The organism is Desulfovibrio sp. (genome assembly GCA_016208105.1).
Taxonomy (GTDB): Bacteria; Desulfobacterota; Desulfovibrionia; order Desulfovibrionales; family Desulfovibrionaceae; genus Fundidesulfovibrio.
In genome coordinates, this window is sequence record JACQYS010000003.1 from 120,155 (window position 1) to 132,422 (window position 12,268).

Consider the following 12,268-nt stretch of genomic DNA (forward strand, 5'->3'; position numbering starts at 1 on the left):
ATGGAGCGATTAGCACCAATGAAGTCGGAGATGAAGAGGAGTGAAGAACATCACAAGCGGGCTCTGGGTATCATTCCGTCACGATGGGGCTGGCCTTTTGGTTGAAGGGGTTGGTGCGCACGGCCAGATAAAAAAGGTAGGGGTAGGCTTCCTTCAGATAGAGAACGTAGGTGAGCCACTGCCTGCTGATGTAGGAGTATACCCGGGTCATGTCGCCGGCCAGGTGCTTGAGATCGCTGGCAGGCAGCGAGCTTAGGTCCTCCGGGCGGCAGAGCAGTTCATCGCGCAGATGGTATATGGCGCGCAGGGTATCCGAAAAAATCTCGTGTTCGCCGATGCTCGGGTTCTCCAAGAGGCGCAGCAACAGGTCGGATTTCTCCTTGAGAAGAGCCCTCACCGCGAACAGGTCCACCAGGGAGGCATCCAGGGCGAAGGAATGGGTGGCCAGAAGGCGTTTGGCCGCCTTGAACTTTTTTTTGTCCCAGGACGCATTCACGTCGAGCTTGCCGTGGAGTTGCGAAATGTCCAGGTCCCCTGGGGTGATGCGGTTCAGCAGGTCAAGGCCCACGTCCGAGAAGAACAAACCCCGGATCATGTTGCGCTTCTCGCGCTTGGCCCTTTCCTCCTTCACCGCGAAGACCGACTCCGCCACAGTTTCGACCACGCCGACGAACGTCCCGATGCCGGCGAATACCAGACAGATGGCGATCAGTTTGCCGGTGGTGGTCCAGGGGTGGATGTCGCCGTATCCCACCGTGCCCATGGTGATGATGGTGAAGTAGAAGGCATCGAAAAGGCTCACTCCCTCGGCCCAGCTGAATCCGAAGGTCCCTCCGGCCACGGCGAGAAGGAAAAGGCTTCCGAAGAAAATCAGTCGTGATGTGCGCATGGGTATTTGAGTCTTAGAGAGAATGTGACAGTCAGGACTTCTTTTTGAGCCCTTTGAGCCTGGCCGTCAGCTTCGGCTCCTCCCCCTGGTCCTTCTCCTGGTAAAATTGCACGCCGGCAAGCTCCGGAGGGAGGTACTCCTGCTCCACCCAGGAGCCGGGGTAGGCGTGCGGGTACTTGTATCCCTCTCCGAATCCCCACTGTTTCTGGAGTTTGGCCGAGGGGTTCCGCAGGTGCAGCGGCACGGGCCGCATTCCCTGGGTAAGGATTTCCTTTCGCGCGGCCAGATAAGCGGCGTAGGTGGAATTGCTCTTGGGGGCAAGTGCCAAGTAAACCGTGGTCTCGGAAAGGGGGATGAAACCCTCCGGCATTCCCACCATCTCCACCGCCTGCTGGCAGGCCACGGCCAGGGGCAGGGCCCTGGGGTCGGCCAGGCCCACGTCCTCGGACGCGGAGAGTATCAGCCTGCGGCAGATGAAGCGCGGGTCCTCGCCGGATTCGAGCATGCCTGCCAGGTAGTACAGGGCCGCATCCGGGTCCGAACCCCGGATGGACTTGATGAACGCAGAAGCCATCTCATAGTGCTGGTCCGCATCGCGGTCGCCGCGCATCACCTGCTCGGGCAGGTTGTGCTTCAGTTCCTGGGCCACGCGCTTGTCGGCCGGCAGTTGGGCGGTGAACTCCATGAGGTTGAGGAAGGTTCGGGCGTCCCCGCCGGACATGAAGGAGAGGATGTCCAGGCTGTCCTGCGAGAGGTCAAGCTTCAAAGCCTCCAGGCCGCGCTTGGCCACAAGCATCATTTCTCCGTGCGAGAGCGAACGCAAACGCATGACATGCAGGCGCGAGAGCAGCTGCTTGGTCACGGAGAAGGACGGATTTTCCGTGGTGGTGGCCAAGAGCGTTATGTCGCCGTTTTCGAGCAGGGGCAGAAAAAAGTCCTGCTGCGCCTTGGAGAACCGGTGCAGCTCGTCCAGAATGAGGATTTCCTTGCCCTCGATGAGCGTCCGCAACGTGGGGAGCCCCGCTTCAGGAGCGCTGACACGAACGAATGGCCGGCCCTTGGCCTGCGCCAGCAAGAGGGCCAGGGTGGATTTTCCGCATCCGGGCGGGCCGTAGAAGAGGATGCTGGGCAGGCGAGGGACCTTCAGCATGGACTGGAGCCTGGAGATGACGTGCCCCTGCCCGGTGAACTCTTCGAAGGTTGCCGGGCGGATGGCGTGTGCTAAAGGCGTCATGGAGTGGACCTGGTCGGTTGCGGACGTTTTGTCATTCAGGGCTTTCAGGAGCATAAGGCCAGATTTCCGCCTTGGCGCTTGGCGGCAAGCAGCGCCCTGTCCGCTGCCTCTAAAAGCTCTGAAGCCGAGGCCGGATTCATGGGGTCGAACTGGGCGAAGCCGATGCTCGCGGTCACATTCAGAGGGCCTAGGGAAATCTCCCGGCAGGACGTGAATACTACGTCCAGTATTCGCCTGGCAACGACGGAGGCCTCGGAACTGTCGGCGCTGGAGAGCACAACCGCGAATTCGTCTCCTCCTATGCGCCCCACGAGGTCATCCTCCCGTATCAAGGATTTGGTGGCATTGGCCACGGTTTGAAGGACCAGGTCGCCAGCGGGATGCCCGTACAGGTCGTTTATGGGTTTGAACTGGTCCACGTCCATGAAAAGCACGGAGTACACCCGTTGCTCCTGGCTGGCTCTGCCGGCAAAGTCATCGAATTTTTCCATGAACCCTCTGCGGTTGAGAACTCCGGTCAGCTCGTCCATGGTGGCCTCGGTCACGAGGCGTTCTTGCGCGCTTCGTTGCGCGGTCACGTCGTGCAGGAAAGCCAGGAGCGCTCCGCGGCCATCCCATTCGATCGCCACGATATTGGCCTGCACCATGAGTGATCCGCCACTCGCGGGAGCGGCACGGAACTCAATGGACCGAGGTTCTCCCGGTTTTTTCAGTGCAGCGTCGATACCCGCCTCCACCAGCTCCACGTCGTCCGGGTGGATGAAGCTTGAAAAGCTGGCCTCCTGGATGTCGGGCTCGCTTAATCCAGTAAGTTCCAGCAGTTTCGTGTTGTGGAGAAGATACAGGTCATTCTGGAGCACGGCGACGGGTTCGCTCGCGTTATGAATGAGTTGGCGATAGCGTTTTTCGCTGCGGACGAGTGCGGCTTCGGCGGCCTTGCGGCGTTTGATTTCGTCGTGGGCGGTCTGCAATTCGCCCTGCAGCTCGCACAGCTCCTGGATGATGGCGAAGAGAGGACGGTGAGGTATGTACACCCCGGTGAGGCTGTTTTGCCAGCTTAAGTAGGCCCAGAGGACCGGGGCGGCGAAAACGGTGATGATCAGACGGCTCACCAGGGTTCCGCTCATGATGGCGATATAATCGCTCTGGCCCAGAAACGCCCCGGTATTGAAAAGAAACACATCCAGGCACATGACCCCCAGCAGGGTGAGGAAGACCTTGGCGGCCAGAGGGATGGCGTTCAGCTTGCCGTGCAGGTATTCCCAGCAAACGGCCAGAAAGAGCATGTCCGCCAGGTTGGTCAGCACCGAGGCCAGGTTAACGCGCAGGCTGGGAATGGGCATCATGGTTTGGGGAGTGGCATTGGAGAACTGAAGCAGCAGGTGCAGTGCCAGGGAGATGACCCCCACCAGAACCTGCACGCCGACAACGGTCAGGATGGCCACCCGCGTCGCATGGGGACCATCGAACACGTAGACCACGAACACGCCCAGCAGCAGTGCGGTGTAGAAAACCGTAGAGCCGATCAGCATGGTGATGCCCCACAGCTCCACTGTCACGCCTGCGTCCGTCACCCAGCAGGAAATGGCCATCAGGCAGCTCAGCAGGGCGTAGAAGAAGGACAGGCCGAAGCGGTGACGCAGAGAGTGGGACCAAAGCACCAACCCGTAGGCGGCAAACGACCCTGCGGCGAGAATCCAGGCTTCCATCGAGGCGAACTCACTCGGTTTCTTGGTTTTCCCTCACCATTCCAGCCCAAGTAAGAGCTGAACGGAAGTCTCTTTGCACAAGGGCTGGCCGTGAACCAGTCTGCCCGAATACAGGCAGCACTGACCTCACTCAGGCCGCCTTCAGATGAAACGAAAACACGCTGGTTCTTCCCGGTCAAGTCTTCGCGGGCAAGGCGCAGGGCGTCCTTCTATCCGGCATGAGCTATAGGAGTACGCCTCCCGCACAGGCTCTCTCACAATTACCGGCCTGCCCTGGCTTTCGCGCCACAGGGGCCGAGGGGAATCCGGGCGGACCGAAGAAGTGGATGCTGGCAGGCGCGCAGCTTCACAAGGCCTTGAGCCTGGAGGTGGCGCGAACATGGCCGGGAAACTTTTCAAACATGGCAGGTCTTGTTGCGTGGTTTACGCGCAACATGTTGCGGACCACGCACGATGCGTGGACGTCGGCAGCGTGAGATTTAGGCGCTCAGGGCCAGGTTGCCGCCTTGGCGTTTGGCGGCAAGCAGGGCCTTGTCCGCCGCCTCCAGTAGTTCCGAGGGCGAGGCCGGGTTCTGGGGGTCGAACTGGGCGAAGCCGATGCTCGCGGTAACGCACAGGGGAGTGGTGGACGTCTCCCGGCAGGATGCGAGAACCCTCTCCAGAATTCGCCTGGCCACGCTGGCCGCTTCTGAACTGTCGGCACCCGAGAGCAGGATGGCGAACTCGTCGCCGCCCATGCGCCCCACAAGATCTTCTTCCCGCACCAGGGATTTGGCGGCATTGGCAACGGTTCTGAGCACCAGGTCGCCCGTGGGATGTCCGTGCAGGTCGTTTATGGATTTGAACTTGTCCACGTCCATGTACAGCACGGAGTATATCCGGTGCCCTCGATTGACCTTGGCGGAGAATTCTTCGAACTTCTCCATGAATCCTCTGCGGTTGAACACCCCTGTCAATTCGTCCTCGGTGGCTTCGGCCATGAGCCTCTGCTCGGTGTTGCGTTGCGCGGTCACGTCGTGGAGAAAGGCCAGGAGCGCTCCATGGCCGTCCCATTCGATGCCGACGATATTAGCCTGCACCACCAGGGCCTCGCCTGTGGCGGTGACCGCCCTGAATTCGATGGATTGGGGATCGCCAAGGTGTTTCATGGCTGCGCTGGTTCCGGCCGCGACCCGTTCCATGTCGCCAGGGTGGACGAAATCCGAAAAACTGGCTTCCTGGATGTCGTGTTCGCTCAAACCCGTGAGTTCCAGGAGCTTCGCATTGTGGAGAAGGTAGAGGTTGTTCTGCAGCACGGCGATGGGTTCGCTGGCGTTGTGAACGAGCTGCCTGTAGCGTTTTTCACTGCGCATCAGCGCCACTTCTATGGCTTTGCGGTGCTGGATCTCGTCATGGGCGGTTTGAAGCTCCACTCTCAGCTCGGAAACCTCCTCCAGAATCGCAAAGATTGGCCGGTGGGGCATGGAAACCCCTGCCAGGCTGTTCTGCCAGCTCAGGTAGGCCCACAGGATGGGGGCGGCAAAAACAGTGATCATCAGGCGGCTCAACAGGGTGCCGCTCATGATGGACATGTAGTCGCTCTGGCCCAGAAACGCGCCAGTATTGAAAAGGACCACATCCAGCCACATAACGCCGAGAAGGGCGAGAAACGCCTTGGCCGCCAGCGGGATGGACCGGAGCCTGCCGTGCAGGTATTCCCAGGAAATTGCCAGGAACACCAAATCGGCAAGGGTGGTCAGGACGGACGCTATGTTTATGCGAAGGCTGGGGATGGGCACATGGGCCAGGGGCACGGTGGTGGAAATACGCGTCTGGATGTGCAGCACCAGGGAGATAATCGGCACCATGGCGGATACGCCCACCACGGTCAGGATGGCCACCCGTGTGGCTCGAGGGCCGTCGAACACGTAGACCACGAACACGCCCAGAAGAAGCGACGTGTAGAACACCGTGGAGCCAACCAGAAAGGTGAGGTCGCCGAACGTGACCACGACATTCGCGTCCGTGACCCAGGACATGATGGCGGTCAGGCCGCCAAGCAGGGCGTAGAAGAAAGCCAAGCCGAAGCGGTGGCGCAGGGAGTGCGCCCACAGCACCAAGCCGTAGACGGTGAAAGCTTCGACAACAAGAATCCATGCGTTCATGTGGGTACGCTCATTTTGTATTCGGGTCCTGGGCCCACCAGCTCAAACCAAGGCTTAAGAGTGCGGCTGTCTCCCAGCGCAGCGGTCTTGGTCCCAATGTGACCGGGGTGAACCCCGTTTCTTGAAAGCGGAGCGCTTCCGCCTGGGTAAGACCTCCCTCCGGTCCTAACACGAAAACATGGCGGCCCGCACTGATTAAGTTCTCACGTGCGAGGCCTTGCCGGATGTCGCCTGATTCCCACAGAAGCCAACGATGTTCGAAATCGTTGCAGCGCTCGATTATGGCTTTCGATCCTCCACGCACCATTTCCAATGCGGGCAGCCAGGGGTTGCCGCACTGTTTGGCCCCGGCCACAAGCTGGGCCTTCCAGGTGTCCTTGGGAGTTTCCGGCATGCCGCCCTGGCTGCGCTCCGCCTCCCAGAACATGATTCCGGCAGCGTTTAACTCCACGGCCTTTTCCATGAGCCAGCCACGCCTGGTGGATTTGTTCCAGCCAAGGGCAAGCCAGGTTTCCACCGCTGGGCGCTGGACCATGCTTTCGGTTTCCAGGCTTAAGGTCACCGCGCCCTTGGTGGACTCCACAGTGAAGATCCCTTCGCGCCCCTGGCCGTCGAAACAGCGGACGCGAGCACCTGGTCCCAGGCGAAGCACCTTGACCAGATGGCGCGCCTCGTCGCCCTCCATGCGGAAGGGAGGACGCCAGGAGCCTGGGGGGAGATAGAAGGAGTCTAGTCGGGCCATAGTGGAGCGAAGGATAACAGTGGCGAAAAAAGCCTCCGGCGGCCAAAGGGTTGACTCGGGCCATCCTGGCCCTCGCCCCGCGGGCGCTGCTCCGCAGCGTCCAATTTCGCTTTCCTGCGAAATTGTGCCGCCCTCTGGACACCCTTGTCGCTTTGCGGGATTCGCCGCTCCGCTTTTGGCGGAGCGGCGCGTCATTATAACACTAGACCAGCTTGGTTCTAGCCGAGCCGCCTGAGTAAAACGGCAGGTCCACTTTTTTCGCGGGCAAATCCACCTTGGCGGCCTTGACCACGAATTGGGCCGAGTCGGCCGCGTCCGCCTTTACGAAAGCCAGGGCAATGGAGTGTCCCAGGGTGGGAGAGAACGAGCCGCTGGTCACCACGCCCACCTCCTCGCCGCCTGGCAGGCAGACCTTGTCGTGGTGCCTCGCGCTGCGGCGCCCTTCGATGGAGAGGGCCACCAGCTTCTCGCGGATGTCCAAAGCCTTGGCCTTGCCCACGTATTCCGCCGGGGAGACGAGCATTCCCGCGTATCCGGCCTCGGCCGGGGTGTGCGCAGTGTCCAGATCCTGGCCGTAGAGGGGGTAGCCCATTTCCAGGCGCAGGGTGTCGCGCGCGCCGAGCCCGGCCGGAATCACCTCGGGGTCGGCGGCCAGCTTTTCCCACAGTGCCTGGGCCTTGCTTGCCGGCAGATAGAATTCATATCCCAGCTCGCCGGTGTAGCCGGTGCGGCTGACGATCAGGTCCGCGCCTTCGAAACCCGTCTTGGTGAAGCTGAAGTAGCCGAGTTTGGCCCATTCGCCTGGAAGAAGCCGGGTCAGGACCTCGAAGGATTTGGGGCCTTGCAGGTCGATCTTGGCGGTTTTCTCGGAGATGTCCTGGAAGGAAAGGGAGTCTGGCAGGCGGCTCTTGATGGTGGCGAAATCGGACTCGATGCAGGCGCCGTTCACCACTAGCATGAACTCGTCGTCCGCGATACGGTAGACGATGAGGTCGTCCAGCACTCCGGCTTCGGGGTTGAGCAGAAAACCGTAGCGGCATTTGCCCGGGGCCAGGGTCTCCAGGTTCTGGGTGACGGCGCGGGCCAGGACATCCTTGGCTCCGGCCCCTTTCAGGCTGAATTCACCCATATGGCAGATGTCGAAGATGCAGGCTTTGCTGCGGCAGTGCTGGTGCTCGGCTATTATGCCCGAATACTGCACCGGCATTTCCCATCCGGCGAAAGGAACCATCTTGGCCCCGTGGGCCTTGTGCCAGGCATTCAAGGGGGTGACGAGGAGCTTGTCCAAGGAAGCGTCTCCGGAATTTAAAGGGTGATAACGGTTTGTGATTTGGGCTGTTCGGCCCGGAACCTTCTGATGCGGATGAATTCGTCTAAAAGCGATACGAGGCGCCCATACATCCTCTTGATCTGGAGGCCGTATTCGGAGAGGTCGTCGTCTTTTCGGTTCACGAAGTTCTTGTGCAGGTAACGGTCTTGAAGGATGGTTTCGGTCATCTTGATGACCCGCTCCACCAGCTCGTCAAAGTAGTTGACCATTTCGAACTTGAGGTCCGAAACGATGCCGGTGAAGGAGGAGAGCATCTCCAGGTAGGAGAGCTTCTTGCCCTTGCTCCTGCGGACGTGGAGGTCTTCCAGGGTTTTCACCTTCCTGGCCTGCTGGATGTAGCTGTACTTGCTCCAGACTTCCTGATGCAGGGCGCGCATGGAGGTGAAACGTTCGAAGTTCTCTGGCGCGAGAAGATAGCCGTCCAGCACCTTGACCACATTTGCGTAGAAGTCTTCGGAATAGCTGATGATCCTGCGTTGATGCTTGGTCAGCCAGGAGTGCAGGAACTTGAGCCGCTTTTCGTCCGTTTCCGTGCCTTCCACGATCTCGTGGCGCTTGAACACGATGCGGCCGTGGTATTCGCCGCGCACGATGTCGTTTAAGCGCAGGAACATGGAGTAGGAGTCTTTGATGATGTTGAGCCCCGAGAGCACCTCGCCCGTCAAGGGATGGATGACTTCCTGGCGTACCACCGAAAGGGCCCGGTCCTGACGGACGTTGTCCGGGTCGTATTTGTGCTGGCTGTAGGCCACGCGCAAGATGACCACACGCCGGTCCGGGTCCACGAAGAAGCCTCCCTCGCGAAGAAGCTTCACGGTGTCCTTGAAGTGCTCGTGCACGCTCACCAGGGCGAGCTTCTCCACTCTGGGATAGTGCTTGGCGTCCGGGTGGGAGTACATGGTGGTGATGGTCCGGTCGCTTTGCCCGAGCACACGAACAAGAAAATTCTCTCCGGAGCGGAACAGGCGGCGAGCGAACATGGCCGCGGACGTGCGCCGCTCGGACACGATGGGAAATCCGTAGAGCTCCATGAGAAACTGGTACACGAACAGGCGGTTGCGCTCGTATTTCTTGTCGTCCCCGGCGCCAAACTTGCCGATGCGCAGCCCGAACTGCTTGAGTTCGGTATCCAGGTAGGAGGGAAAGGAGCTGTACACGCCGGACAGGTGGAAGCGTTTTTTCGAGTTGAGGGAAAGAACGTGGGCGCGTTCCATGTGCAGAAGCGTGGGCAGGAGTTCCGCGTAGTTGGCCAGCGAAGTGATGTCCGTGCCCCCGAAGCTCTGGCGGAACTGGTCCTGGCTCTGCTTCGGAATGCGCAGGGTCAGGGAGTTCAAATTGTTCTGGCGCAGGCGCTCGGGCATGGCCGGGTTGGCCTTACGTTCCTGGATGGAGACGTCCTCCGGCGAATGGAGGATGTCGTACTGGAATATCTCCTGAAAGTACGAAAGGCGCCTGGGCAGGACAACCATGGAGAACCCGGGCAGCTCCTTGTATTCAAAGAGGTCCACTTCGAAAGAGGGGAGAAGCTCGCGGTTCTCGACCAGCGGATAGCTGTCGGTTTCGAAAAAAGGCTTGAGTAGGGCGTATTTGACGTGAACCAGATCCAGGAACTCTTTGAGGCTTGAGAGGCTGCCGTCCTTTATGGACTTGGCCCGCCCGGCCAGGCCGCGCGGCCCAGTGGCTTTGGTGAAGGCGAGTTCCCAGGAAAAAGGCATGAGGGCTGGCTCCGGATGTTCCCTATGGTTGTTTTCGTGCGTAGGAGACTTACGAGTCCCGGTTGGCCCCTGCCGCTTTCCAAAAGGGGCTCTTTGGGCTACCAGAGACCGGTCGGGAATCCGGAAGGCTTTGCTCTGACCGGCTGTCCCGCACCTTAAGTCGACCATCAAAAGAGCATTTCCCCTGTTCTGTCAAGGGCGCAAACCCCAACGAACAGGCCAACGGAGCCATAAGAATGAGTGATGCCTGCGCCAACCAAGCTTCCGGAAATCCGGACTGCAACTGTACCTATCCCGGCTGCCCGCGCCACGGCAATTGCTGTCAGTGCGTGAAGCATCATCGTTTGAAGGATCAACTGCCCGCCTGTTACTTCACCGCCGAGCAAGAGAAGCGTTTCGACAGGTCGGTGGCCTTCTTCCTCTCTTGCCGTAACGGATGACATGATCCGCCAGGACGTTTTCTCCAGGGTCTTGCAGCTGGTCTGCAATGTCTTTGACAGCTATTCGGCAGTGCTTTTCCTCCCGTCGGCCGGGGGAGAGGGGTGCCGTCTGGTAGCGTCGTTCAGTTTGGGCGACGACGTGCGCCATGGCATGGAGCTGGCCCTGGGGCAGGGGCTGGCCGGGTGGATCGTGAGGGAAAAAAAGCCGCTCCTCATTAGCAATTTCGACCAGAAGCGCGGTGTGCTGGGCTATTACTCGGGGAGTGCCGAGGATGAAATCCGGGCCTTCCTGGGTGTTCCGCTGGAAGGCGTTTCCGGAGCCCTGTGTCTGGACTCGAAAAAAGTGCACAGTTTCGGGGACAGGGACCAGAAGATTTTGTCCGAATTCGCCCGTCTGGTGTCCACGCTTTACCTCGAACGCGACGGCCTGGTGGAGGGGCTCGCCGAGGTGCGCCTCTGCCTGGGCCTGCGCCAGATGTCCAGCCTGCCGAAGCAGCACCCCAAGTGGAGCGCATACTTGAACGAGCTTCTCGACCTGGTGTCGCGTTCACTTGGGTTCATGCACTGCTTTCTTGCCGTGCGCGACGATGCCGCCTGCGTGTTTCGGGTGGAGGGGGCAAGCCAGGTGTTGTTCTCTCCGGCCCAGCCCAGCCCGGACAGCTTTCCATTGGGCGGAGGCATGATCGGGTGGGTCTTCAAGAACGACGCGCCGGTGTATTCCCAGGACGCGGACACCACGGCGCTTCGGCTGTTCGGGGCCCAGGCCAGTTCGCCTGTTTTCAAGACGGTGATCTGTCAGCCCGTGCACTTCTCCAAGCGGACCAGGGCGGTGCTTGTCCTGGCCAGCCAGGATATGGCGGCGATAAGCGAGGTGCACAAGGACTTTGCCCGGTCAGTGGCAGACCAACTCGCTCTATTTCTTGAGAATTTGCACCTAAAGTCTCGGCTGGAGAAGCGTAAGGCGTAGACTTTTTTCAAGCCTGTCCGTAGACAAGAGTGATTGCGACTGTAATCAACCACAACTCCCAACGGGTAGAGCATGATATTCGAAAGATTTTTCCGGCTCCTGGGCAAAGACCTGGCAATGGATCTGGGTACCGCCAATACCCTGCTCTACACCCCTGCCGAGGGAATTGTGCTCAACGAACCTTCGGTGGTGGCCATTGAAACCCGCAGCGGCAATTTGGTGGCCGTGGGCAAGGAGGCCAAGGAATTTCTAGGCCGCACCCCCGAGCGCATACGGGCCATTCGTCCCATGAAGGACGGCGTCATCGCCGATTTCGAGATCACCAAGGAGATGATCGCCTTTTTCATCCGCAAGGTGATCACCGGTTTCAGGCTTGCCAAACCCAAAATCGTCATCTGCGTGCCCACCGGCATCACCCAGGTGGAGAAACGCGCGGTCATCGAGAGCGCCCAGCAGGCCGGAGCCAGGGAAGTCAAACTGGTGGAGGAGCCCATGGCCGCGGCCATCGGCGCGGGCCTGCCCATCGAGGAGCCGGTTGGCAACATGGTGGTGGATATCGGCGGCGGCACAACCGAAGTGGCCGTCATTTCGCTTTCCGCCGTAGCCTACGCCGAAAGCGTCCGCGTGGCCGGAGACGAACTCAATGAGGCCATCCAGCGCTACATGCAGGACCAGTTTCAGCTGCTTATCGGCGAGAACATGGCCGAACAGATAAAAATTAAGATCGGAAGCGCCGCCCCGTTGCCCGAACCCCTGACCATGGAGGTCTCGGGCAAGAACATGGTTACCGGAACTCCGGGCACCATAGAAATAAACGACGGGCATATCCGCGAAGCCATGAAGGACCCCGTGGCCATCATCGTGGGCGCGGTTCTCAAGGCCTTGGAAAAGACCCCTCCGGAACTGGTGACCGACATAGCCTCCCGGGGTCTGCTCCTGGCCGGTGGCGGCTCTTTGTTACGGGGCCTGGACACGCTCATAGCGGACACGACCCAGCTGCACGTCATGCTCGATGACGACCCATTGACCACGGTGGTCCGCGGCACCGGAAAGACAATCGAGTACCGCAGGAATTACCAGCAGGTCTTCATCAACTAA

10 protein-coding genes are annotated in these 12,268 nt (G+C 60.1%); 3 read left to right on the forward strand and 7 right to left on the reverse strand.

The window, feature by feature from the left end:
* Window positions 1-70: 70 nt before the first annotated feature.
* From HY795_02090 to HY795_02120, 7 genes are all read right to left on the reverse strand, one after another.
* On the reverse strand, window positions 71-889 hold the full coding sequence (locus HY795_02090; protein MBI4804007.1) for a two pore domain potassium channel family protein: 819 nt from the start codon (window positions 887-889) through the stop codon (window positions 71-73).
* 31 nt (window positions 890-920) lie between these two features.
* Window positions 921-2,123 (reverse strand): replication-associated recombination protein A, encoded by a 1,203-nt coding sequence (locus tag HY795_02095; protein MBI4804008.1) that lies wholly within the window; start codon window positions 2,121-2,123, stop codon window positions 921-923.
* 44 nt (window positions 2,124-2,167) lie between these two features.
* The gene (locus HY795_02100; protein ID MBI4804009.1) at window positions 2,168-3,832 is read right to left on the reverse strand and encodes a GGDEF domain-containing protein; all 1,665 of its coding nucleotides are present in this window, start codon (window positions 3,830-3,832) and stop codon (window positions 2,168-2,170) included.
* 479 nt (window positions 3,833-4,311) lie between these two features.
* Window positions 4,312-5,976, reverse strand: coding sequence for a diguanylate cyclase (locus HY795_02105; GenBank protein MBI4804010.1), 1,665 nt, complete (start codon window positions 5,974-5,976; stop codon window positions 4,312-4,314).
* A 10-nt stretch (window positions 5,977-5,986) separates the two neighbouring features.
* On the reverse strand, window positions 5,987-6,718 hold the full coding sequence (locus HY795_02110) for a 16S rRNA (uracil(1498)-N(3))-methyltransferase (GenBank protein ID MBI4804011.1): 732 nt from the start codon (window positions 6,716-6,718) through the stop codon (window positions 5,987-5,989).
* A 202-nt stretch (window positions 6,719-6,920) separates the two neighbouring features.
* Entirely contained in the window at window positions 6,921-8,006 is a 1,086-nt protein-coding gene (gene gcvT / locus HY795_02115; GenBank protein ID MBI4804012.1) for a glycine cleavage system aminomethyltransferase GcvT, read from the reverse strand.
* 17 nt (window positions 8,007-8,023) lie between these two features.
* Window positions 8,024-9,763, reverse strand: coding sequence for a hypothetical protein (locus HY795_02120; protein MBI4804013.1), 1,740 nt, complete (start codon window positions 9,761-9,763; stop codon window positions 8,024-8,026).
* Window positions 9,764-9,999: 236 nt separating this feature from the next.
* On the opposite strand from HY795_02120, the gene HY795_02125 reads away from it, so the two are divergent.
* From HY795_02125 to HY795_02135, 3 genes are all read left to right on the forward strand, one after another.
* Window positions 10,000-10,203: a hypothetical protein gene (locus tag HY795_02125; GenBank protein MBI4804014.1), complete on the forward strand. Its 204-nt coding sequence runs from the start codon at window positions 10,000-10,002 to the stop codon at window positions 10,201-10,203.
* A gap of 1 nt (window position 10,204) precedes the next feature.
* Window positions 10,205-11,170, forward strand: a complete 966-nt coding sequence (locus HY795_02130) for a GAF domain-containing protein (protein ID MBI4804015.1) — start codon at window positions 10,205-10,207, stop codon at window positions 11,168-11,170.
* Window positions 11,171-11,242: 72 nt separating this feature from the next.
* Entirely contained in the window at window positions 11,243-12,268 is a 1,026-nt protein-coding gene (locus HY795_02135; GenBank protein MBI4804016.1) for a rod shape-determining protein, read from the forward strand.

Bases quoted from the DNA above. Each gene is read 5' to 3' on its own strand.
- HY795_02110 (MBI4804011.1), bottom strand. From the start codon at position 6,718: ATGGCCCGACTAGACTCCTTCTATCTCCCCCCAGGCTCCTGGCGTCCT.
- HY795_02090 (MBI4804007.1), bottom strand. From the start codon at position 889: ATGCGCACATCACGACTGATTTTCTTCGGAAGCCTTTTCCTTCTCGCC.
- HY795_02125 (MBI4804014.1), top strand. From the start codon at position 10,000: ATGAGTGATGCCTGCGCCAACCAAGCTTCCGGAAATCCGGACTGCAAC.
- HY795_02100 (MBI4804009.1), bottom strand. From the start codon at position 3,832: ATGGAAGCCTGGATTCTCGCCGCAGGGTCGTTTGCCGCCTACGGGTTG.
- HY795_02120 (MBI4804013.1), bottom strand. From the start codon at position 9,763: ATGCCTTTTTCCTGGGAACTCGCCTTCACCAAAGCCACTGGGCCGCGC.
- HY795_02130 (MBI4804015.1), top strand. From the start codon at position 10,205: ATGATCCGCCAGGACGTTTTCTCCAGGGTCTTGCAGCTGGTCTGCAAT.
- HY795_02135 (MBI4804016.1), top strand. From the start codon at position 11,243: ATGATATTCGAAAGATTTTTCCGGCTCCTGGGCAAAGACCTGGCAATG.
- HY795_02105 (MBI4804010.1), bottom strand. From the start codon at position 5,976: ATGAACGCATGGATTCTTGTTGTCGAAGCTTTCACCGTCTACGGCTTG.
- HY795_02095 (MBI4804008.1), bottom strand. From the start codon at position 2,123: ATGACGCCTTTAGCACACGCCATCCGCCCGGCAACCTTCGAAGAGTTC.